Genomic DNA, 22640 nt, shown 5'->3' on the forward strand with positions numbered 1-22640 from the left:
GTCCTCAGCGGTGGTACTGCTTCTCACGCTCCGGTTGCCACAGCACGGCATCCACCTGCAGATGAACCTGCCCACCGTCCGGCAGCGGCCAGTCGATGGTATCGCCGACTCGCTGACCGATCAGGCCTGCACCCACCGGGGCCATGACCGAGATGGCCTCCTCCACCTCCCCGAGCGAATGAGGGTAGACCAGGGTGCGCGTCATCTGGCGGCCGCGCTTGAGATCGGTAAACTGAACGCGGCTGTTCATGCTGACCACATCCTCGGGGATTTCCTCGGGATCCAGCACCTCTCCGCGCTCGAGCTCATCCTCGAGCGCATCGGCCACGAAGCGGTCCTTGTCGCTGGCCTCATCGATCAGGCGCTGCAGACGGTCGGCATCGAGCCGGTTGATGGTAATAGGGGGACGGGACAGCATGGCACCTCCTGCACGCTGATAAACGATATTTGAACGCTTATCGAAGTATCCAACAAAAGACAGTCCTCCACCCACTGGTGGGCGGAGGACTGTAAACCTCCACCATACGACATCCCGCGACGCCGCAACAGCCCTGTGACTCGCGAAACCATCGCACCGTCCGGGCTGCAGCCGTATCGCCGACCGGCTAGACTGGAGACCCATTTCACGATGGAAGATACCATGTCGGTTCGACTCTTCGCCTGGCTGATGATCGGCCTGGGCATCCTGCTACCCATCCTGGGCTGGCAAGCCGCCAGCCCCGCCGGCTTCGTCGGCCCGGCACTGATCCTGCTGGGAATCCTGTTGCTGGTCACCCGCCGTGGCCGTTGAGCGCGGGCCCGCCAGTCTGAGTGACCTGCTGGGACGGGTCCGTCAGGCCGGCCAACACGAAGCCACCATCAGCCTCGGAGCCATTCTGGAGACGATCGGCCAGCGCAGCTTCGCGCCCTTCCTGCTGCTGGCCGGCCTGATCACACTGGCACCGCTGGTCGGCGATATTCCGGGCGTCCCGACGCTGATGGCAAGCCTGGTGGTGCTCGCCGGCATTCAGCTACTGCTCGGGCGTCGGCGCATCTGGCTGCCGAACTGGCTGCTGGAGCGGCGCGCCTCGCGAGAGCGCTTCCAGCGGGTGCTCGGCTGGCTTGAGCGGCCGGCAGGCTGGACGGACCGACTACTGCGCCAGCGTCTGACGGTGCTGACCCGTCCGCCGGCCCATCTCGCCGTGGCCCTGACCTGCCTGGTGATTGCCCTGGCCATGCCGCCCATGGAGTTCATTCCCTTCAGCGCCAACGGCGCCGGTCTCGCCCTGACCCTGTTCGGCCTGGCGCTGCTCGCCGACGACGGCCTCTTCGCCCTGGCGGGCTACCTGCTCACCGGCGGCACCCTGGCCGTGGTGGCACTCAGCATCATGACATAACGCAGACAGCCCTCGCGTCGAGTGGACACGAGGGCTGTCTGTGAGAATTCGAGAAGCTGGTACCGGCGGTCGGACTCGAACCGACAAGGGCTTGCACCCGGGGGATTTTGAATCCCCTGCGTCTACCAATTCCGCCACGCCGGCAACGCGCGATGCATTATACGTGCGCCCGGTCACAGGTCAATCTCGGACCTGACTTCAGTGCGACGAGCCGGTATCCTAGGCGGCTTGCCAGATACCACCGGACACCGAACCGCATGCAGCGCGCCGACTTCCATTTCGAGCTTCCCGACGAGCTTATCGCCCGCTATCCCTCAGAGCAGCGTACCGACTGCCGACTGCTGTGCGTGGATGGCCCGAGCGGGGCGCTGTCCCACCGCCGTTTCCCCGACCTGCTCGAGATTCTCGAGCCCGGCGACCTGCTGGTGTTCAACGACACCCGAGTGATCCCCGCGCGGCTGCATGGCCACAAGGCCAGCGGCGGCAAGGTGGAGATGTTGCTCGAGCGTCCGCTGGACGCCCACCGCGGCCTCGCCCACCTACGCTCCAGCAAGTCGCCCAAACCCGGCACCGAGCTGATCTTCGAAGGCGATGTGCGGGCCGTGGTAGAGGGCCGCCGTGACGCCCTGTTCGAGCTACGCTTCCTCGGCGAGACGCCGCTGATCGAGCTGCTCGAACGTCATGGCCATATGCCATTGCCGCCCTATATCGATCGCGACGACGAGGGCAGCGACCGCGAGCGCTACCAGACCGTGTATGCACGCCGCGACGGTGCCGTGGCCGCCCCCACCGCGGGGCTTCACTTCGACGCGCCACTGCTCGAGGGGCTGGCCGACAAGGGCATCGAGAGCGCCTTCGTGACCCTCCATGTGGGCGCCGGCACCTTTCAGCCGGTGCGCGTCGACGATATCCGCGAACACCAGATGCACAGCGAGTGGCTGGAAGTCGACGAGGCGGCCTGCGCCAAGGTCGCGGCCGCCCGCGCCGCCGGCCGCCGCGTCATCGCCGTGGGCACCACCAGCGTGCGCTGCCTGGAGAGCGCCTGCGCCAAGAGCGCGAATGGCGAGATCGCCCCCTACCGTGGCGAGACCGATATCTTCATCTATCCGGGCTATGCGTGGCGCTGCGTCGATGCCCTGATCACCAATTTTCACCTGCCGGAGTCCACCCTGCTGATGCTGGTGGCCTCTCTCGCCGGCTACGACACGACGCTGGCCGCCTATCGCGAGGCAGTCGCCGAGCGCTATGCCTTCTTCAGTTACGGCGATGCCATGTTCCTCACCCGCAAGACGCCCTGAGTTCGGCCATTCGGCGTTACACGCTGTCTCAAGATACGCATTTACCCCCGTAAGCTCCGTGTTTTTCGACAGCGTTTGCCTTGTCTGACCTTCTTCAGGACGCCTTGTCCCAGCATTGAGATTTTCCATGCGAGACGAATGCTTCATGAACTTCGAGCGCCTGGCCAGTGATGGCCGGGCGCGCCGTGGCCGCCTTACCTTCCCCAGGGGAAGCGTCGAGACGCCGGCCTTCATGCCGGTGGGCACCTACGGCACCGTCAAGGGGATGACGCCCCAATCGGTTGCCGAGATCGGCGCCGACATCATCCTCGGCAACACCTTTCACCTCTGGCTGCGCCCCGGCATGGAGGTGATCGAGGAGCACGGCGACCTGCACGACTTCGCCCAGTGGCAAAAGCCGATTCTCACCGACTCCGGCGGCTTTCAGGTCTTCTCGCTGGGTGCCATGCGCAAGATCACCGAGCAGGGCGTGCACTTCCGCTCGCCGGTAGACGGCGCCAAGGTCTTCATGGGTCCCGAGGAGTCCATGGCGGTGCAACGCTCGCTGGGCTCGGATGTGGTGATGATCTTCGACGAGTGCACCCCCTACCCGGCTACCGAGCAGGAGGCACGGCTCTCCATGGAGCGCTCGCTGCGCTGGGCCGAACGCTCGCGCGAGGCCCATGGCACCTCCCCGTCGGCGCTGTTCGGCATCGTCCAGGGCGGCATGTATCCCGAACTGCGCGAGCGCTCCCTCGAGGGGCTGACGAAGATCGGCTTCGACGGCCTGGCCATCGGCGGTCTCTCCGTGGGCGAGCCCAAGGAAGAAATGCTCAAGGTCCTCGACTATCTCCCCGGCTGGATGCCGGACGACAAGCCCCGCTATCTGATGGGCGTGGGCAAGCCCGAAGACCTGGTGGAAGGCGTACGCCGCGGCGTCGACATGTTCGACTGCGTGATGCCCACGCGCAACGCTCGCAACGGCCATCTGTTCACCGCCACGGGTACCGTGAAGATCCGCAACGCACGCCATCGCCACGATACCGGCCCGCTGGATACCGAGTGCGACTGCTATACCTGTCAGCACTTCTCCCGCGCCTATCTGCACCATCTGGACCGCTGTGGTGAAATGCTCGGCTCGATGCTCAATACCATCCACAACCTGCGCCACTATCAGCGACTGATGGCCGGTTTGCGCGGTGCCATTGAAGCGGGTACATTGGCGAACTTCGTGGAAGGCTTCTATGCCCGGCGCGGCCTGCCGGTGCCTCCCGCCCCGAACTGATAGCAGCCGGTGCCGATTCTTCAGGGCCCGGTACCGGCTGACACTGCCTCGCGAGCGAGACAGTCCCATTACCCATCCCAATCTGGAGACCCTCCTCAATGCTGGATTTCTTTATCGCCCCGGCCTACGCCCAGGATGCCCCCGCCGGCGGTGGCATCGCTCAGATCGTCATGCTGGTTGGCTTCGTGGCCATCTTCTACTTCCTGCTGTGGCGCCCCCAGGCCAAGCGTGCCAAGCAGCACAAGCAGCTTATCGCCGGCCTCGCCAAGGGTGACGAGGTCGTCATCGGCGGCGGCATGCTCGGCCGTATCACCAAGGTCAGCGACGAAAGCGAATTCCTGACCATGGAAATTGCCGAGGGCACCCAGGTCAACGTGCAGAAGAGCGCCGTCGCCACCGTGCTGCCCAAGGGCACCGTCAAGTCCATCTGACCCGCTTGTTGTCCGGCCCCGGCGACTGTCATCGGTGGGGCCGATCTTCGACTGCCACCGGCTACGCCGGGGCCGTCGTGGCGCGATCGCGTCAGCTCCCCCTTAGTCAGCAACCTAGGACAGGGCCCGCATGCTCAACCGTTATCCCCTGTGGAAGTATCTGCTGATACTCATCGTCCTGCTCGTCGGCCTGGTCTATTCGCTGCCCAACCTCTTCCCGGAAGACCCGGCGATCCAGATCAGCAGCGAGCGCGGTGACGCCACCGTCGATGAGCGCCAGCTCGAGCGTATCCAGTCGTCCCTGACCGATGCCGGCATCGAAGTGAAGGACGTCGAGAGCAGCACGACCAGCACCCTGCTGCGCCTGCGCAACCCCGATGCCCAGCTCGCCGCCCGCGACCGCGTCGCCGCCATGCTCGGCGAGGAGTATGTCGTCGCCCTCAATCTGGCCGAATCCACGCCTGAGTGGCTGCAGTCGCTCTCCGCCTCGCCCATGACCCTGGGCCTCGACCTGCGTGGTGGCGTCCACTTCCTGCTGGAAGTGGACATGGAAGCCGCCGTGAGTCAGCGCCTGGAAGTCAACGCCAGCGCCATGCGCGAGCTTCTGCGCGACGAGCGCATTCGCTATCGTGATACCCGGATCGAAGAGCAGACCCTGACGCTGACCTTCACCGACGCCGACGACCGCAACACCGGTCGGAGCCTGATCAGCCGTGAGTTCCCCGATTTCCAGTACGAGAACCTCGGTGACGGGCGCGGCGCCTCCCTGGCCATGACCCTTACCGAACAGGCGGTCAACGAGATCCAGGACTACGCCATCAACCAGAACCTGACCACCCTGCGCAACCGGGTGAACGAGCTGGGCGTGGCGGAGCCCCTGGTACAACGCCAGGGCCCGGACCGGATCGTGGTGGAGCTGCCCGGCGTTCAGGACACGGCCGAAGCCAAGCGCATCGTCGGCGCCACCGCCAACCTGGAGTTCCGCCTCGAGGCGCGTCCCGATGCGCCCGACAGCGAAATCGAGACGCTGGATTTCCGCAATACGCCGTCACGCAGCGCCGACCTGAGACGCGACGTGATCATCACCGGCGACCAGGTCTCCAACGCCAACCGCAGCTTCGACGAGAATGGCCGCCCCCAGGTCAATATCAACCTGGACGGGACCGGCGGTACGCTGATGAACCGCGCCACTCGCACCAATATCGGCCGCAACATGGCGGTGGTCTACATCGAGCACAAGACCCGCGACAGCGTTGAGATCGTCGACGGTGAGAAGACGGTGGTCCGCGACCCCTACACCGAGCGCGGCATCATCAGCCTGGCCACCATCCAGAGTGCCCTGGGCAACAGCTTTCGCATCACCGGGCTCGACTCGCCCACCGAGGCGGCGGAGCTCTCCCTGCTGTTGCGGTCGGGCTCGCTGGCCGCGCCGATCTACTTCGTGCAGGAACGCACCATCGGCCCGAGCCTGGGTGCCGAAAACATCAAGCGCGGCGTGATGTCGGTGCAGATCGGCCTGCTGCTGGTGGTACTGTTCATGCTGATTCGCTACAAGGTGTTCGGCATCTTCGCCAACCTGGCCCTGGCGCTCAACCTGACCCTGCTGGTGGCGGTGATGTCGATGCTCGGCGCGACCCTCACCCTGCCCGGCATCGCCGGGATCGTGTTGACGCTGGGCATGGCCGTGGACGCCAACGTGCTGATCTTCGAGCGAATACGCGAAGAGCTGCGTGGGGGACTCTCGGCTCAGCAGGCGATACATGCCGGCTACGAGCGCGCCTTCACCTCCATCGTCGACGCCAACATCACCACCCTGCTGGTGGCGGTGATTCTGTTCTCGATCGGTACCGGACCGGTCAAGGGCTTCGCCGTGACGCTGTCGCTGGGCATTCTCACCTCGCTGTTCACCGCCCTGATGGTGACCCGCGCCATGGTGAATCTCGTCTATGGCGGCAAGCCGGTCAAGAAGCTCTGGATATAAGAGGTGAACATGAAAAGCCTGGCCAATCGACAGATTGACTTCATGAGCAAGCGGAAGATCGCCTTCGCGGTCTCCGCCCTGCTGATCCTGGCATCGCTCGTCTCGCTGGTGTTCCAGCAGCTCAGCCTGGGGCTGGACTTCACCGGCGGCACCCTGGTGGAGGTGCGCTACGCCGTGGCGCCCTCCCTGGACGCGGTGCGCCAGACCCTGGAGTCCGCCGAGTTCCGCGACGTCTCGGTGCAGACCTTCGGCGCCGCCAACGAGGTGCTGATTCGCCTTCAGCAGGCCTTCGATGCCGACGTGGGCAACCGCGTGGTGGAGCTCTTGCGCCATGGCGGAGAGGAGGTCAACCTGGTGCGCGCCGAATTCGTCGGCGCTCAGGTGGGTGATCAGCTGCGTGACCAGTCCGGCCTCGGGCTACTGGTGGCGCTGGGCATCGTGATGCTCTACGTGGCCTTTCGTTTCCAGTACAAGTTCGCGGTCGGTGCCCTGCTGGCCCTGATGCATGATGTGATCATCGTGGTCGGTGCCTTCTCGCTGTTCCAGATCGAGTTCGACCTCACCGTGCTGGCCGCCGTGCTGGCGGTGATCGGCTACTCGCTCAACGACACCATCGTGGTCTATGACCGCATCCGCGAGAATATCCGCAAGTCGCGCATCGACGACATGCCGGCAATCTTCAACGATTCGCTCAACCAGACCCTGTCGCGCACCCTCGCCACCTCCGGCACCACCCTGCTGGTGCTGATCGCCCTGCTGGTGCTGGGTGGTGACATGATCGAGGGATTCGCCATCGCCCTGCTCATCGGCGTGGTGGTCGGCACCTTCTCTTCCATCTATGTGGCCTCGGCATTGCTGCTCAGCGTCAAGCTGAATCGCGAGGACCTGATCCCCACACAGAAGGAAGACCCGGAAGCCGAAGAACTGCCTTGAACGGCAGTTCCCTGGCCGCAACGAAAAGCGCTCCGCCTCGGCGGAGCGCTTTTCGTTTACCGATACCCGGTGACGCCTGGCGGCCTCAGCTGGCCTTGCGCCACCCCCCCAGCACCCGCTGATCGGGCCCGAAGAATACCAGGCGGTCGTGATCGATCAGATAGCGATACGCGGTCTCCAGCATCTCGGTGACCCGGGCGGCGTCTTCCAGCCGAGGGCAGCCGCGACGCGTCGTGGCAAGCTCGGTGACCTCGATGCGCTGACTGTCTCCGAGGCGTACTCGACCCTGCATCGCGTTGCAGCCATCACTGCCCACGAGGCGACCGTCGCCGTCGACCTCGAACCAGGCGGCCTCGGGCATGGAAAGCCGCTCGCTGGTGCCCAGCAGCAGCAGGTTCCAGCGCTGCTCCGTCAGCGGACCGTCCAGGGCATCCCCGTTCATCCCGTCCGGGACCGAGTCGCGACTGCTGCAGGCAGTCAGCATGAGCGTCGCGGAGAGCACCAGCAGTGGCGCCAGGACTCGGGGCATGCGCGTCATGGTTACCATGTGCCGGTGTTCTCCATGGAAGCCCAGGGCTCGCGAGGCGCCTGGGCCTCGCCCGTCTGCAGCAGCTCCACCGAGATGCCGTCGGGGCTCCTCACGAAGGCCATATGACCGTCACGGGGCGGTCGGTTGATGGTCACCCCGGCATCCTGCAGCGTCTCGCAGAGTGCATAGATATCATCGACGCGATAGGCCAGATGACCGAAGTTGCGCCCTCCGTCGTACTCCTCGGGGTCCCAGTTGTAGGTCAGCTCCAGTTCCGGTGCCTTGAGCTCCGTCGAGCGAGCCTCGTCCTCGGGGGCGGCCAGAAAGACCAGGGTGAAACGCCCCTTCTCGTTCTCCTTGCGACGCACCTCCTTGAGGCCCAGCAGGTCACAATAGAAGCGCAGGGACGCATCGAGGTCGCTGACGCGCACCATGGTATGCAGGTACTGCATGTGAGACTCCTTATCGTGTAGCGTAAGAAGCCAGTGTAAACCCCAACAACAGGAAGGTGGAATGATCCGGAGTACCCGAACATGAGCGACTACTGCGACCTGGCCCCCGGCCATCCCTTCCACGGCCCCTACCATGACCACGAGTACGGCTTCCCCGTGGCCGACGACGACATTCTCTTCGAGCGCCTGGCGCTGGAAATCAACCAGGCGGGGCTCTCCTGGCTCACCGTGCTGAAGAAGCGCGAGGCCTTCCAACGCGCCTTCGACGGTTTCTCCATCGAGAGAGTGGCGGCCTATGGAGAGGCCGAACGACGTCGCCTGCTGGATGATGCCGGCATCATCCGCAATCGGCTCAAGGTCGAGGCGGTCATCCACAACGCCGGCGTCATCCAGGCCCTGCAGGAGAGCCACGGCAGTTTCCGCGCCTGGCTCGACCATCAGCATCCTCTATCCCACGGCGACTGGGTCAAGTGCTTCAAGCGCACCTTCAAGTTCACCGGACCGGAGATCACCGGCGAGTTCCTGATGAGTACCGGCTACCTGCCCGGCGCGCACCGCGACGGCTGCCCGGTGCAGGCACGCATCCTGGCGGCCGCCCCGCCCTGGACCCGTTCACGGGAATGATCGTTGCCGGACAAGTGCGTCAGGCAGTCGGAGGCCTGACGCACCTCCTCAGGGCGCAATACCCTGGCCGCAACCCCGATACTGCTCTCCATCCACGTTCAGCGTTACCCGAGCCGGGAAGGGTTCACCGCTCATGTCATCGAAGCAGGCTCGCGCCTCGATACGCAGCTCGAAGGGGGTGTCGCCGCGCCCGCTGGCCAGGATGACCCGCCCGGTCTCGTTATCCATCTGCGTGACTCGATAAGGCAGGGTCTGCTCGCGGCTGCCGTAATCCAGGCTGAGATGCACTGTGGGCCGGTCGTGAGCCAGGCTCGCCGTCCAGCCGGGCTCGTTGCCCCGTGCGTAGAACATCACGCCGGGGCGCTGTTCGCGGGTAAGCGCCAGGCGCCGCATGTTTGCCTGACACTCCAGCCGTCCTCGAGGCGACTCAACGATGGCGCCTTCCTCTTTTTGCCAGAAGCTCAGCTCGCCCATCTCGTAGCGTTCCCCACTGGCCACCACGGCAGGTGCCAGACGCCAGGCACCATGGGCTGACCACAGCCGCAGCTCGTCCTCGAGGGCGGCCGTCACCAGCCCCTGGTCAGGCGAACACTGCCAGGCAGTGAAGGCTTCGGCACCGCCGGGGAAGAGGGTCGAGGGCATCAACGGCGCATGGTCATCCGTGGTAATCGGGGCCGAGGTGGTGGCACACCCCACCAACAGCAACGACATTCCCAGGGCGGCGGGTACGAAGGAACGGGGCACGGTATCTCCTTGTGTGGATCATGATTTCTGAATGAGACCCAGCATAACAGCCCCCACCACCGCCGGCCCCCCACAGCGGAGTATCCCATGCCTTCGCCGAGCCGGGACCTCAGCCATAGATCTCGATGGTGATAACACCGGCATCGAGGGCGGCGATGTTGTCATGAAGGATGCGACGAATTCGGGCTGGCCATAAGGAGTGAACAAAACTAAGCTTTTTAATTCTTAAGATGAAAGTGACTCACACATGCTCGAGCTGCGACACCTTCGCACCCTGATCGCCCTGCGCGACGCCGGCTCCCTGGTGGAGGCTGCCGAACGGGTGCATCTGACACAGTCGGCCCTCTCCCACCAGGTCAAGGACCTGGAGGAGCGACTGGGCAGCCCCTTGTTTATACGCAAGACGCGTCCGGTGGAGTTCACCCGCGCCGGTCTGCGACTGCTGACCCTGGCCGAGCAGGTGCTGCCCCAGGTGCGCATGGCCGAACGCGACCTGGCCCGGCTGGCCGGTAACGAACAGGGGCGCCTGCACATGGCCATCGAGTGCCACAGCTGCTTTCAGTGGCTGATGCCCACCATCGATCACTTCCGTGACCACTGGCCGGAAGTCGAGATCGATATTCCCGGTGGCCACCATTTCGACCCCCTCCCGGCCCTGGCCCGGGAACAACTCGACCTGGTCATCACCGCCGACCCCCAGCCGCTTCCCGGCGTTCATTACGAACCACTGTTCCGCTATGAGGGCTTGCTGGCGGTGGCTCGCCAGCATCACCTGGCCGGCAGGGGGTTCGCCACTCCCGAGGCCCTGGCCGATGAGACCCTGATCACCTACCCGGTGGAACACTCGCGCCTGGACGTCTTCACCCAGTTCCTCGATCCGGCGGGAGTACAGCCCCGGGAGGTACGCACCGCCGAGCTGACCATCATGATGATGCAGCTGGTGGCCAGCGGCCGGGGGGTATGCGCGCTGCCCAACTGGGCAATCACCGAGTACCTGGAGCGCGATTACGTGAAGGCCGTGAGGCTAAGCGAAAAGGGGGTGTGGAGCACGCTGTTTGCGGCGATTCGCGAGGAGACCCGACAGGCCCCCTGGATGGAGGACTTCCTGCGCACGGCCCGGGAGACCTCCTTTGCGGTGCTGGACGGCATCAAGCCTGCGTGAGGCTAGGCAGGCTCTTCATGGCCGCCTCATGGCCACATAGCGGCAACAGCAGGGTAATTCGAGCCCGCCTGAGGCTAGGCAGGCTCCTCATGGCTGCCTCATGGCCACATAGCGGCAACAGCAGGGTAATTCGAGCCCGCCTGAGGCCAGGCAGGCTCCTCATGGCTGCCTCATGGCCGCATAGCGGCAACAGCAGAGTAATCGAGCCCGCCTGAGGCTAGGCAGGCTCCTCTTGGCCGCGTAGCGGCAACAGCAGGGTAAAGCGCGCCCCGCCCAGCTCTGGGCTATCGTCCACACTCACGCTGCCACCATGCCAGCTCATGACCTTGTGCACGATGGAAAGCCCCAGGCCATAGCCGCCGGCGCTGCGCGTGCGGCTATCGTCGAGACGCGCAAAGGGCTTGAAAATCGCCTGGCGCTCGGTCTGGGGCACACCGGGGCCGTCGTCTTCCACGTCGAACCTGACCAGGCCCGGCTCACACCTTATACGGATCACCACCCGGGTCCGGGCGTGTCGACAGGCATTGGCCACCAGGTTCTGCACCGCTCGCTGCAGGTAGCGCGGCTCGGCGAGCACTTCCACATCGGACGCCTCGACGAGCTCGATGACCAGATGGTCATGCAGCGGGCTCAGCGCCTCGATCACCCGTCGAGCCATGGCGAGACAGTCCACCAGCGCGGCATCCATCTCACGCCCGTTGATGGCCTCGCTACCCAAACGGGCATAGGTGAGAATCTCGTCGATCAGACCATCGAGCTCCTGAATATCCCCATCGACGCCCTGTAGCTGTCGACGTACCGGCGGCTCGTCGGTCATGTCCTCGACCATCTGCACCGCGAAGCGGATCCGTGCCACCGGGGTGCGCAGTTCATGGGAGACCGCACGAATCATGTCCTGCTGGGCACGCAGCAGCGACTGTACCTGGGCGGCCATCCCGTTGAGGGCCATTCCGAGGCGGCCGACGAAGTCGGCACTCTCCACCTTGACGCGAGTATCCAGCCGGCCGGCGGCGATGCGCGATGCGGCCAGCTCCAGGCGCACCATGCGGGCCTCGACGCCACGCACGATGAGATAGATGGCCACTCCCAGCACGGCCAGCAGGATCAGCACCAGCAGGAGCTGCAGCGATACGGGCATCGGCTCGAAGGCCTGGACCGGTCCGATCACCAGCCAGTTGGCATCACCACTTCGCTCCTGCAGTGCCAGGAAGATTCTCACGGACCAGCGCCCGGGCAGTAGCTGGATCACGACTTCACCGGCGGTAAGCCGCCGCAGCTGATAGTCATCCAGCCCCTGGGGGGGCGCCTCTTCGAGGGATACCGGCAGGCGCCCGCTGGCCAGATAGTCGAGCCTGGCATCGCGGTCCGACGGCGGCATCACGGCAAGCCACTCGCCGAGCAGATAGGTCAGACCCCGCAGCTGATGCTCGCTCAGGCTGGTGAGTTCGACTTTCAGCAGGTGTTCACCATCAGGCATCCGCGACAACAGTCGCCAGCCCTGGGCATCACTGGGCTCCACTAGCACCTTGTCATTGGCCAGGCGACGCCGGGAGAAATAGCCGAGAGACGCCTCGCTCAGAGCCACCACGCTGATCTGCATGTCCAGGCGCTGCTCCTGGGCATCGAGCCAGGCAGCGTAGGCGGCGGGCGGCAGCATCGAAAGCCGTGCGGTCAGCAGGCGCATGGGGGCCTCGGCTAGCTGCTCGCGATGCGCCTCGCGGCGCACCTGGTCGACCAGCGCCATGCCCATCAGGCCCAGTCCGAAGGTCAGCAGCAGGGCCAGCGCCAGCAGCAGGTAGACGCGCAGGAAGGTGCTGTCGGCCAGGACCCGACGCATGGCTCAGGCATCCCTGACGAACAGGTAGCCCTTGCTGCGCACCGTCTTGATGCGATGCGGCTGGTGGGGGTCATCGCCGATCTTGGGGCGAATGCGCGAGACACGCACATCGATGGAACGGTCCTGCCCGTCGTACTTGATGCCCCGCAGCTGGGAGAAGATCTCCTCGCGGGTCAGCACCCGCCCGGCATGGCTGGCCAGCAGCCACAGCAAGTCGAATTCGGCGCTGGTCAGCTCGATTCGCTCCCCCGACAGCCACGCCTCACGCGTCGCATTGTCGATCTCCAGGTCACCGAAGGAGAGGTTCGATTCGCCGCTTTCCTCGACGGGTTCGGAGCGCCGCAGCAGGGCGCGCATGCGGGCCAGCAGCACTCGCGGCTGTACCGGCTTGGCGACATAATCATCGGCCCCCATCTCCAGGCCCAGCACCTGATCCATATCATCGGTGCGTGCGGTCAGCATCAGGATCGGGCCGGGATAATCGTCGCGCACCCGCCGGCAGATCGACAGGCCATCCTCTCCAGGCAACATCAGGTCGAGGATCACCAGGTCCGGCTGCAGGGCAAGGATTCTTTCGACGCCGTGGGTACCATCGACTTCCAGGGTGACGCGGAAGCCATTGGCCTCGAGGTAATCGCAGGTAAGACCTGCCAGGCGCTCGTCATCCTCGATGATCAGCACGTGATCCTGCTCGCGAGGCTGCAGGCTATCGTCCATTCTCGTGTGTGCTCCATTGATGGCTTGGCAGCAGCCTTGGAACGGTGTCCAGCCGCCTTGGTTCAAGGATACCTGAATTTGTCACTTGCGCATGCATGAATGCATGCGGCAACGAGGAACGCCTTGGGTTATAGCACCAGAGAGGTATTGCCTGCCACTGCTCTCGAGCCGCACACTGAACTGGCCTCGCTCCCGGGGCGAAGCCCCTGCTTCTGGAGATCGATCATGGACAAGAGTGTCATCAAGCGGATCTACGTTCCCACTCATGTGCGCACCCTGCCGACCGGCGAGCGGGTCACGGTGCCGGGGCATTACAAGGCTCCGCCGGAGCACCGCTAGTCCAATGCAACAACCTATCGTCGACTACCACCGCGACGAGGAAGGCCACTGGGTGGCCGAGCTGGCCTGTGGCCATAACCAGCATGTGCGCCACCAGCCTCCCTGGGTGGAGCGCCCCTGGGTCACCAGCGAGTCGGGGCGCCGTTCGCGCCTCGGCCTGAAGCTGGGCTGCGTGAAGTGCGACCGAGGCGAGCCACGGGACAATCCCGCTCTTCCGTGAACAGGCCAGCTGGTCCACTGAGGCACCGGGGCCGCCAGGGAGCGGCCCCGACGCCTTGCTCACGCCGGCACGGCTATCCCTTGGGGCCGAACAGGAACCAGACGACCAACCCCACCAGCGGAAATACCAGGAGCACGATGATCCAGATAAGCTTGGCCAGGCCGCTGGCCGCGCTCTTGGCCACCTTGACGATGGCCCAGATCACGATGATCAGCCAGACAAGACCCAACAGGCCGGTGACTTCGATACCCATTTGACATCCTCCTTGTCACGTCCATTGATATGATTTGACACTCTTAAGGGGTAGCACAGCGTAGACAGCGGGTACAGTAGCCTCTTGTTAAGATTTTACTGCTTTCGCATCATTCCGGCGCCGAACCTGGCGACCCGGCGGCCCTGACACGAGGCTCGCCCCACCAGCCTGGCAGGTGCTGCTGTACTGCGCCGCGAACGAAACGATCATCCATCAGCACTACCGTGCCGCTATCCTCGGGGCCGCGAATCACCCGGCCTGCCGCCTGCACTACCTTGACCATCCCCGGCACTCGATAGGCGTACTCGACGCCACGCCCGTAGCGCGCCTGGAGGCGCGTCTTGAGCACTTCATTGATGGAGTCCGTCGGCGGCAGACCAAGAGTCGCGACGAAGGCTCCCACCAGCCGCTCACCGGGCAGGTCGATACCTTCACCGAAGGCCCCGCCCAACACCGCAAAACCGATGCCACACCCATTGCCGGTGAAGCGTGACAGGAAAGCATCGCGTGCCGCCTCGTTCATGCGACGCTCCTGGGCCCAGGCAGGAATCTCCGGATGACGAGCGATAAAATGGGCAAAGACCGCTTCCAGATAGGCGAAGCTGCTGAAGAAGGCCAGATAGCAACCGGGGCGACGCGCATGCTGAGCGGCAATCTCGGCAACGATGGGGGCCAGCGAGGCCTCCCGGTCGCTTAGCCGCGTCGAGATATCGGCACGGATGGATACCTCCAGCTGATTGGCGGCAAACGGGGATGGCACCTCTCGCCAGACGCTGCCCGCCGGCAGACCCAGCAGATGACGCTGATAGTCGGCCGGCCCCAGGGTCGCCGAGAACAGCACGACGACGTGTGCCGCGATAAAGCGCGAGGCGAGAAAGTCCGCCGGAATCAGGTTGTGTAGAGCCAGTCTCGCTCTCCCCCGCCCCTCGCGGGTCAGCTCGCACAGCGTGTGGTCGCCAAGGCGCTCGGCCAGGCGCATGAAAGCCAGGACCTCGAACAGCAGCTCCTGCCACTCGGCCCCCAGCTCCGGGTGCTCTCCCAGGGCTTCGGCGAGCGTGGAGGCAAGCGCCTGGAGACTCCCCAGCAGGGCAGGTGGCAAGGCCTCCAGGTGCCGCACGGCGGGCCGCCCTGGCTCACCGGTCTCATCGAGTGAAGCTGCGCGTATCAGGGCCTGCCACTGCCGCTGCAACCGGCCCAGCGGGGCCTTGAGGCGCTCCGGGGCGGTGCGCCTCAGTCTTCCCAGGTCGCGCTGAGCGAGGGCCACGCTGTACATGCCTCGCGCTCGACCTATCAGGTTGTGGGCCTCGTCTACCAGCACCCCGACTCGCCAGCCCTGCTCCCTCATCAAGCCGTGAAGCAACGCGTGATCATCGAACCAGTGGTTGACATCGCCGACGATCACATCGCTCCAGCGCGCCATCTCCTGACCCAGATAGTAGGGGCAAACTCCGTGCTCCGCCGCCAGTTCACGCAATGACTCGCGATCAAGCCAGCGACGCTCGGCCGCCGCCTCGCGTGCCGCCGGCAAGCGGTCATAGAAGCCGGCAGCCAGCGGACAGGCCTCGCCATGACAGGCTCGTCCCGGATATTCACAGGCCTTTTCCCGCGCGGTCAGCTCCAGCACGCGCAGTGCCAGGCCGTTCTGCTTCAAGCGTGCGCCCAGCTGTGCCAACGCCTCGAGAGCCAGGCGGCGCCCCGGGGTTCTCATGGTCAGGTAGGCGAGTCGATCCAGGCCGTGTCGCGGCATCGCCTTGAGCAACGGGAAGAGCGTACCCAGCGTCTTGCCGATACCGGTAGGAGCCTGAGCCATGAGCACGCGACCGGTAGCGGCGGCCTTGTAGCTCTCTTCGGCCAGGTACCGCTGTCCGGGACGAAAGTCGGCGAAGGGAAAGGTGAGTTCGCACAGCGTGATATCACGCTCGCGACGATGCTCCGCCTCCCGCTCGGCCCAGCCACGATAGCGTCGACAGCGCTCAGACAGCTCCTGCCACAGCTCGGCGGCAGTGGCGTGTTCGCTGATCAGCGTCTCGTGCCTGCTGCCCACCTCCAGATAAACCAGTGTCAGCTCTATCGATTCCAGGTGACGCTCGGCGCACAGCAAGGCGCCGTAGCTGCGCAGCTGGGCACGATGCAGGGCCCGTTGATTGCTCGCCAGCCGTGCGATAGCGCCGCGATGGGTCTTGATCTCCTCCAGACGATTGACCATCGGGTCGTAACCATCCGCGCGTCCACGCACCATAATCCCGGCAACCTCGCCGGTCAGTACCACCTCCGTGAGGTAGTCCGCGCCTCGACGCCTGGCAATTTCACGCTGACCTTCGAGCCCCTCCCTGGCACTCGGCGAGGGGGTAAAGCGATGATCCAGGTCCCCTGCCCTGGCGGTGACGTCGCATAGGGTGCGCACGCTAACGGGCAGCGGCGGCGTGCCGCTCATCGTTCCGCCCCCCATTCCAGGTGGCATACCGCTGCCGGGATCTCATGACGATGGAAGACGGTCAGCCAGCGCCGCTGATTATCCTGCAGGCGATCTCCCGGCCCCTTGACCTCGATCAGCCGGTAACTCGGCTCACCCGGTGGCACTTCAGGAAACAGCTGCACCAGATCCGGCAGGCCTGCACGATTGGCTCGCAGGTTACTCAGCAGATGTTCGAAGCAGATGCGCAGATGCGAGGGCGGAATACAGGCCAGCACCTGGGTGAGCAACTCCTCGTCGAGCGCCTCCCAGTGCACGAAAGGATTGGCAAGCCCATGCTTCTCGCGCCAGGTGGCAAGAATTGCCTGGCGATGCCGCCCCTCATCCAGCCGCGTCAGACAAGCCTCGAAATGGTCACGACGACGGATCACGAAATCGTCTCGATAGAGATCCGCAGGACCGGACTGGAAGGGATGAAAGAAGGCGCCGGCCAGGGGCTTGAAGAGCACTTCCCAGCATAACAGGCCAAACAGGCCGGTCAGCAGGGTATTCTCCACATAGTGAACCGGTGCGGCCTGGCGATGTAAGTGGTCACGTACCGCCTGCTCGACCCGGCCAGGACCCGGCAGGCGCAGCGTGAAACACTCGGGGGCTGGTTCGGAAATGGAACTCTCCGGCACCAGCCCCAGGCGGCGACGCAGTCGCGTCAGCAGCCTGTCCAGCGCCTGGGCCTCCACGTCGTCGCGCGTGACGCGCGCCAGTGGCTCGGCCAGGGCCAGTGCCTGACGCCAGCGCCCCCGGCGCTCGGCCAGGCGCAGGTAGCGAATTCGCCCCTCCCCATTGGCCTCGGGCGCCGGCCAGCCGGCTCGGCGGTAGAGCGTCAATGCCAGGTCAGCCAGCCCTTCACGTTCCGCCCGACGCCCCAGTACGAGGCACAGGCGCGCATGTCGCGACGCCAGCCAGGGATTGTCGGGCCTGGCGGGCAGCGTCCCGGCCAGGTCCCCAGGCGCCTCGCCATCATCCAGGCGCCGCCGTAGATCATGCAATGACAGGTAGGCATCGACCTCGTCACGCCGCTGAAAGGCGCGAGAGTCGGCGCCGAACGCCACCGTTTCGAAGCGCTGATGCCCAAGTTCGGCAAGCACGAACTCCGACCAGTCCTGGCGCAAGTTGCCGAAGAACATCAGGCGTAGACGATCACATATCGCCATGATGCGAACTCGCACCACTCGCTCGGGAGCCTGCGGCCACCAGACGTTCAGCGGTTGCGGGACCGGCTCTCGGGCCAGCAACGCCTCACGCAGAGCTCCCTTGCTCACGGTCCCGGGCAGCCCCGTCGCGGCGATTTCTACCGACAGGGCCTGACGCAGCTCAGCCAGCCGGAGCTGGGCGAAGAGCGTTGCCACATCGAGTGTCGGCGCCTCTTCCACCACCCCGGCCGTCACCAGTGGCGCCAGCGCCGCCTCGGTATCACCGATCTCGGGATAGGCCAGCCGCGAGGGGCGAAAATACTCGCCCTTGCGCATGACCATGCGGACCAGCAATGCGCGGGAGCCAAGCGGCAGGCCGGCGAACAGGTCCAGGAAGGCATGTTCCTCATCGCGGAGCAGATCACTGTGGCGCTCAGCCACCCAGGCCAGCACATGTTCGAAGTTTGTCAGATAGTACAGGGGGTCTTCGAGGGAGGCGGCAGCGGCTTGTTTACTGTTCATATACTCATGATATTAACAGCTGAAACAGGCCGACACCCACACCCCATTAGCGAGCGTGGACAAAACGAAACGGTCATCTCGATAGCCAGATGGAAGCCCGGCAGGCCAGATCATGAGGCATCATTCGGGTCGCAGGCCTTGCGCTTCTCCGGGCTGACGCTTCGCCATGGCCCTCCATGGCCCACGGTATCGGCCGCATAGGCATCGCGCTCGCCGAGGGGGCGAGGCTCGCCGACAGTCGTATCACGATAGGTCTGGCGTTCCATTTCCACGTTGAACTCTGCCCCGAGCAGCACCACGAAGGCCGAGAGCCAGAACCACAGCATCAGCATCACCACCGCGCCCAGAGACCCGTAGATTTCGCTTACGCTGACCACACGGCCGAAGTAGAGCGACAGTCCGCCGGAGCCGATCAGCCACATCAAGGTGGCGACGACAGAACCGACGCTGAGCCACCGCCAGCGTGGCGACCGCCGACAGGGCCCGAAACGGTAGAAAACGGCGATCACCAGCATCATCACCAACAGGAGTGCCGGCCAGCGCAGCCAGGCGACAGCCCTCACCAGCAGGGTATCCAGCCCCAGCATGCCGATGACCAGGGGGAAGAAGGCGACAAAGGCAACGGTGACCAGCAACATCAGGATCAACCCCAGCGTCAGGGCCGCGACGATCATGCCACGATGCAGCACCCCGCGTTTATCGTCTTCGCCATAGACGACATTCAGCCCCATCACCATCCATAGCACGCCCTTGGAGGCGATGAACATCGCCACCACCACGCTGCCCAGTGCCGTCAGGCTGAGGCCGGTAATGGTACTCTCGCCAATCCTGCGTGCCTGGTCGTTGATCAGGCTGGAGGCCTCGGGCGGCAGGTAATGACTAAGCTGGACAATCTGCCCCGCCAGGTCCTGAGGGTCCATCACCAGCGCCCAGATCGAGATGATCGCGGCGATCATCGGAAAGAGCGCCAGCATGGCATTGAAGGCGATACCGGCGGCCATCATGGCGACAAGATCCCGACTGACCTCCCGCCTGACACGCCACAGGATATCCAGCCAGCCAACCGTCGGAATCTGACCCGGCTTACTGGCGTAACGCCCGTGTTTCTGCTTCACCATGGGCCCTCCGTTGCATTGCGGGAGCAACGATACTCGCATTGCTCCGGCATCGATGTTGCCGGCCGTGGACGGCCGTCTCACACCCCGAGGGCAAGCTCGGCGATGACGTCGGCGGCGGGTACCGGGCGACAGCGGCTGGCGTTCTGGCCGGCCCAGAGTGGCGAAAAATCGCCGCTATTCGTGGCCTCGGCGGCGGCGCGCAGCGGAGCGATCGCCGCCGTCGCCAGGGGAAAGGCCGGGGCAACCGCCGCCATGGGACCCAGCTCCCGCATCAACCGAGTGACGATGCCCCGGGCCGGGCGACCGCTGTAGAGGGTGGTCAAGGCCGTATGGCGTGCCGCCTCGGACTGGAGGGCCCGACGATGGAGGCCGGAGATCGTGGTCTCGGGACAGCACAACAGGGCGGTGCCTACCTGCACGGCATCGGCGCCCAGGGCTCGAACCGCTGCCACCCCCCTGGCATCGGCAACGCCCCCGGCGGCGATCAGGGGCAGGTCGATCGCCTCACGCACCTGGGGCAGCAAGGCCAGGGTTCCCATCTGGGTGGTGACGTCCTCGCTCAGGAACATGCCGCGATGCCCGCCCGCCTCCAGCCCCTGGACGATCACCGCATCGGCGCCGCTGGCCTCGAGCCACTCGGCCTCGGCCACGGTCGTCGCCGAGGCCAGCACCGTGGCCCCCCAGGCCTTGACCCGCTCGAGCAGGTCGGCTTCCGGCAGGCCGAAATGAAAGCTCACCACCTCGGGGCGAAAGGGCTCCAGGGCATCGCAGGCCTGATGGTCGAAGGGGCGTCGCCCTGCCCCCTGGGGCACGGCATCGATATCCAGGCCGAACTCGGCGAAAAAGGGCGCAAGGGCCTCATGCCAGCGCGCCTGGGCCACCGGATCCGGCTCGGGAGATGCATGGCAGAAGGCGTTGACGTTAAGGGGCGCCGAGGTGGCGGCGCGGAACGTGGCGAGCTCCTCGCCCATGGCCTCGGGGGCGAGCATGGCACAGGGCAGCGCCCCCAGGCCCCCGGCCCGCGCCACGGCGATCGCCAGGGCGCTGCCCTGAGCACCGGCCATGGGCGCCTGGAGGATGGGCAGCGCAATGCCGAGACGCTGATGGAGGGTAGGCAACGGGGACATGGCGGACTCCGACACGGATGTGGATGGCTCTACAGCTTGCTTGCCTCCTCGTCCCCCGGCAAGACAGGCGTCGCTGCATGAGGCGCCGCCTTTCCAGCGAATGACGACGGCAGGCCGGGGCCGATCGCCACCGCCTCAGTCCTCGGCGGGCTCCAGCACCATTTGTGCATTGCGGATACGGATATCGAAATGATCGAGAAAACTCATGCCCAGCAGCGCGGTATCCCCCTCCAGCCCCGTGCTGATGGAACCACGCACATCCCGCGCCACATAGCCGCCCAGGCCGACCTCATCGAGCCGGGTGAGGCCACCGCGCACCCGGCCGTTGGCGGTGTTGAACCAGGCACTGCCGGTGGCCTCGAGCCCCAGCCGGTCGGCCATCTCGCTGGGTAGCGCCACATAGGTGGCGCCGGTATCCACCAGAAACTCCACCGGCTCGCCGTTGATGCGCCCGGTGGCCACGAAGTGGCCGCCACGATTGCGCTCGAGTACCACCGGCGCGCCCTCCTCCACCGCGCTGACCAGGTGGCTGTTGGGATTGCGCTGGCGTTCCACATAGCCCTGAAACCACCAGGTTCCAGCGGCAATGAACAACACCCAGAACAGCAGCATCATGCCGAGCCCGGTGCGCCTCACTCCCCTGCCCTGATCGCTCATTCGGTTGCTCCCGGCGAAGGCCTCGATCTCCTTTGACCTATTCCAAGCAGGCGGATTCCCTGGCTCGCATGCCTCACCTAGCGTTGGCCGTTGCGCGCCTCCCAGGCCGCGGCAGCGCGCTGACCGCGGGCCTGGTCGACGAACAGACAGATCAGGATGGCGACGATAAACAGCGCCGCGCACAGCAGGATCGAGGCCTGCAGCCCCACCACCGTCTGCAACAGTCCCAGGGCGATGATGCCGAAGACACCGGCCAGCTTGTTGGCCAGCCCCCAGAAGCCGAAGAATTCCGCGGCCTTGCGGGTCGGCGAGAAGAGCCCGACCAGGGCACGGCTGGCCGACTGGCTGGAGCCCAGCGAGAGCCCCGCCAGGCAGCCGACGAAGAGAAACAGGTGCTGGGCCTCCCAGTCGAGGCCGAAGCGCCCATTGAGCAGGGCGGTGACTTGCGGAGTCGCCCAGATAGCCAGAATGGCCGCCACCCACAGCACCAGGGTGAACTGGTAGGTGAGCTTGGTGCCGATACGGTCCTGAATGAAGCCGAAGCCCAGGGCGCCGGCCGCCGCGGTGATCTGCACGATGATAAACATCAGGTTACGGGTCGACTCGTCCCAGCCAATCACCTGGGCGCCGTAGATGAAGGCGAAGGCGATAATGATGTAGACCCCGGCCATGGAGAACAGCAGCGATACCAGGAAGGTCGCCAGGTCACGAAAGCGTTGCATCTCGTGCAGGGTCGTCGAGACGCGCTCCCTTGCGATATCGCGGTAGGGCTTGCCCGCCGGCTGCGGCGTGCCGCGCTCCTTGACCCACAGGAAGGTCGGAATGGCGGTGATCAGGAAAAAGGCGGCGGCGAAGGGGCCCACCCAGCGGATACGCTCGAAATTCTCCGCCGTCGCCTCCCCCAGCGCCACCAGGGTGAAGCCGGCGGCGAAGAGTCCGCCAACGTAGCCCAGCGCCCAGCCGAAGCCGGAAATCTTGCCCAGGTCCTCGGGCGGCCCGAGGTCGGGCAAAAAGGAGGCGATAAACGACTCGCCCATGGAGTAGGCATAATTGGACACCACGATCAGCGCGAGTCCCAGCACCACGTAGCCCGGCGCCACGAAGTAGAGCATGGCGGTGGCGGCCACCGTGGCCAGGTAGCTGGCGAACAGGAAGCGCTTCTTCTCGGCACGGTAGTCCATCACCGCCCCGCATAGCGGCCCGGTGACCACCACCAGCAGGTAGCTGATGGCCAGTGCCAGGCTCCACAGGAAGTTGGCCAGCCGGTAGTCACCGCCGCGCTCGCCGACGATCACCGTGGTGAACAGCTCGCCGAACACCACCGTGATGATCAGCAGGGTGTAGGCCTGGTTGGCGAAATCGAACATCGCCCAGCCGAAGATCTCGCGCCGTGAGGCGCGCGCCCTGGGCATGGGTGGACTGTCGGTCGTGCTCATCGCAGCGTCCCTGTGGC

Annotated in this window: 23 protein-coding genes and 1 tRNA gene; 10 read left to right on the plus strand and 14 right to left on the minus strand. The window is 65.2% G+C overall.

The annotated features are described in order from the left end of the window. Window positions 1-4 precede the first annotated feature (4 nt). Complete coding sequence (rnk, locus tag Q358_RS0111550) at window positions 5-418, minus strand: nucleoside diphosphate kinase regulator (protein ID WP_043488206.1); 414 nt, start codon at window positions 416-418, stop codon at window positions 5-7. A 210-nt stretch (window positions 419-628) separates the two neighbouring features. Here rnk and Q358_RS18625 point away from each other — a divergent pair, with 210 nt between their 5' ends. Further along, window positions 629-790, plus strand: coding sequence for a hypothetical protein (locus Q358_RS18625; RefSeq protein WP_156940910.1), 162 nt, complete (start codon window positions 629-631; stop codon window positions 788-790). After that, entirely contained in the window at window positions 780-1376 is a 597-nt protein-coding gene (locus Q358_RS0111560; RefSeq protein WP_027962155.1) for an exopolysaccharide biosynthesis protein, read from the plus strand. The genes Q358_RS18625 and Q358_RS0111560 overlap by 11 nt, the downstream gene beginning before the upstream one ends. Window positions 1377-1433: 57 nt before the next feature. On the opposite strand, the gene Q358_RS0111565 is transcribed toward Q358_RS0111560, so the two are convergent. After that, a tRNA-Leu gene (locus Q358_RS0111565) sits at window positions 1434-1520 on the minus strand. A 113-nt stretch (window positions 1521-1633) separates the two neighbouring features. On the opposite strand from Q358_RS0111565, the gene queA reads away from it, so the two are divergent. The 5 genes from queA (at window position 1634) to secF (ending at window position 7283) form a co-directional block, all read left to right on the plus strand. Continuing rightward, entirely contained in the window at window positions 1634-2674 is a 1041-nt protein-coding gene (gene queA, locus Q358_RS0111570) for a tRNA preQ1(34) S-adenosylmethionine ribosyltransferase-isomerase QueA (protein ID WP_027962156.1), read from the plus strand. A gap of 145 nt (window positions 2675-2819) precedes the next feature. Further along, window positions 2820-3938, plus strand: a complete 1119-nt coding sequence (gene tgt, locus Q358_RS0111575) for a tRNA guanosine(34) transglycosylase Tgt (RefSeq protein ID WP_027962157.1) — start codon at window positions 2820-2822, stop codon at window positions 3936-3938. A 98-nt stretch (window positions 3939-4036) separates the two neighbouring features. Beyond that, window positions 4037-4369 (plus strand): preprotein translocase subunit YajC, encoded by a 333-nt coding sequence (yajC, locus tag Q358_RS0111580; protein ID WP_027962158.1) that lies wholly within the window; start codon window positions 4037-4039, stop codon window positions 4367-4369. A 130-nt stretch (window positions 4370-4499) separates the two neighbouring features. Then, window positions 4500-6350: a protein translocase subunit SecD gene (gene secD / locus Q358_RS0111585; RefSeq protein WP_027962159.1), complete on the plus strand. Its 1851-nt coding sequence runs from the start codon at window positions 4500-4502 to the stop codon at window positions 6348-6350. Window positions 6351-6359: 9 nt separating this feature from the next. Further along, complete coding sequence (gene secF / locus Q358_RS0111590; protein WP_027962160.1) at window positions 6360-7283, plus strand: protein translocase subunit SecF; 924 nt, start codon at window positions 6360-6362, stop codon at window positions 7281-7283. 85 nt (window positions 7284-7368) lie between these two features. Here secF and Q358_RS0111595 read toward each other — a convergent pair whose 3' ends face one another. Together Q358_RS0111595 and gloA are read right to left on the minus strand one after the other, a co-directional pair. Continuing rightward, window positions 7369-7830 (minus strand): META domain-containing protein, encoded by a 462-nt coding sequence (locus Q358_RS0111595; protein WP_425402553.1) that lies wholly within the window; start codon window positions 7828-7830, stop codon window positions 7369-7371. Beyond that, on the minus strand, window positions 7824-8264 hold the full coding sequence (gene gloA / locus Q358_RS0111600) for a lactoylglutathione lyase (protein ID WP_027962162.1): 441 nt from the start codon (window positions 8262-8264) through the stop codon (window positions 7824-7826). The genes Q358_RS0111595 and gloA overlap by 7 nt, the downstream gene beginning before the upstream one ends. A gap of 81 nt (window positions 8265-8345) precedes the next feature. Here gloA and Q358_RS0111605 point away from each other — a divergent pair, with 81 nt between their 5' ends. Next, window positions 8346-8888: a DNA-3-methyladenine glycosylase I gene (locus Q358_RS0111605; RefSeq protein ID WP_027962163.1), complete on the plus strand. Its 543-nt coding sequence runs from the start codon at window positions 8346-8348 to the stop codon at window positions 8886-8888. 48 nt (window positions 8889-8936) lie between these two features. Here the strand turns inward: Q358_RS0111605 and Q358_RS0111610 are convergent, their stop codons facing one another. After that, window positions 8937-9632 carry a COG3650 family protein gene (locus Q358_RS0111610; protein WP_027962164.1) on the minus strand — a complete coding sequence of 232 codons (696 nt, stop codon included), beginning with the start codon at window positions 9630-9632 and terminating at the stop codon, window positions 8937-8939. A 247-nt stretch (window positions 9633-9879) separates the two neighbouring features. Between Q358_RS0111610 and Q358_RS0111615 the strand changes: the two genes are divergently transcribed. Further along, window positions 9880-10794, plus strand: coding sequence for a LysR family transcriptional regulator (locus Q358_RS0111615; protein ID WP_027962165.1), 915 nt, complete (start codon window positions 9880-9882; stop codon window positions 10792-10794). Window positions 10795-11011: 217 nt separating this feature from the next. Here Q358_RS0111615 and Q358_RS0111620 read toward each other — a convergent pair whose 3' ends face one another. Beyond that, window positions 11012-12631 carry an ATP-binding protein gene (locus tag Q358_RS0111620; RefSeq protein ID WP_027962166.1) on the minus strand — a complete coding sequence of 540 codons (1620 nt, stop codon included), beginning with the start codon at window positions 12629-12631 and terminating at the stop codon, window positions 11012-11014. Window positions 12632-12634: 3 nt separating this feature from the next. Further along, entirely contained in the window at window positions 12635-13348 is a 714-nt protein-coding gene (locus tag Q358_RS0111625) for a winged helix-turn-helix domain-containing protein (RefSeq protein ID WP_027962167.1), read from the minus strand. 343 nt (window positions 13349-13691) lie between these two features. Between Q358_RS0111625 and Q358_RS0111635 the strand changes: the two genes are divergently transcribed. Next, window positions 13692-13907, plus strand: a complete 216-nt coding sequence (locus Q358_RS0111635; RefSeq protein WP_027962168.1) for a DUF3565 domain-containing protein — start codon at window positions 13692-13694, stop codon at window positions 13905-13907. Window positions 13908-13980: 73 nt separating this feature from the next. Here the strand turns inward: Q358_RS0111635 and Q358_RS0111640 are convergent, their stop codons facing one another. The 7 genes from Q358_RS0111640 to Q358_RS0111670 form a co-directional block, all read right to left on the minus strand. Next, a complete protein-coding gene (locus Q358_RS0111640; protein WP_027962169.1) occupies window positions 13981-14160 on the minus strand; it encodes a PLDc N-terminal domain-containing protein in 180 nt (59 codons plus the stop codon). 109 nt (window positions 14161-14269) lie between these two features. Further along, the gene (locus Q358_RS17345) at window positions 14270-16594 is read right to left on the minus strand and encodes an ATP-dependent DNA helicase (protein ID WP_051530349.1); all 2325 of its coding nucleotides are present in this window, start codon (window positions 16592-16594) and stop codon (window positions 14270-14272) included. Then, a complete protein-coding gene (locus Q358_RS0111650; RefSeq protein ID WP_027962170.1) occupies window positions 16591-18285 on the minus strand; it encodes a VRR-NUC domain-containing protein in 1695 nt (564 codons plus the stop codon). The genes Q358_RS17345 and Q358_RS0111650 overlap by 4 nt, the downstream gene beginning before the upstream one ends. Before the next feature lie 110 nt (window positions 18286-18395). Then, on the minus strand, window positions 18396-19403 hold the full coding sequence (locus Q358_RS0111655) for a YihY/virulence factor BrkB family protein (RefSeq protein ID WP_027962171.1): 1008 nt from the start codon (window positions 19401-19403) through the stop codon (window positions 18396-18398). 77 nt (window positions 19404-19480) lie between these two features. Further along, window positions 19481-20530 carry an NAD(P)H-dependent flavin oxidoreductase gene (locus tag Q358_RS0111660; protein WP_043488210.1) on the minus strand — a complete coding sequence of 350 codons (1050 nt, stop codon included), beginning with the start codon at window positions 20528-20530 and terminating at the stop codon, window positions 19481-19483. Window positions 20531-20665: 135 nt separating this feature from the next. Next, window positions 20666-21187: a retropepsin-like aspartic protease family protein gene (locus Q358_RS0111665; protein WP_027962173.1), complete on the minus strand. Its 522-nt coding sequence runs from the start codon at window positions 21185-21187 to the stop codon at window positions 20666-20668. Window positions 21188-21264: 77 nt separating this feature from the next. Next, entirely contained in the window at window positions 21265-22623 is a 1359-nt protein-coding gene (locus Q358_RS0111670; protein ID WP_027962174.1) for an MFS transporter, read from the minus strand. Window positions 22624-22640: the final 17 nt, after the last annotated feature.

It is taken from the genome of Halomonas halodenitrificans DSM 735 (assembly GCF_000620045.1).
In the GTDB taxonomy this organism is placed as follows: domain Bacteria; phylum Pseudomonadota; class Gammaproteobacteria; order Pseudomonadales; family Halomonadaceae; genus Halomonas; species Halomonas halodenitrificans.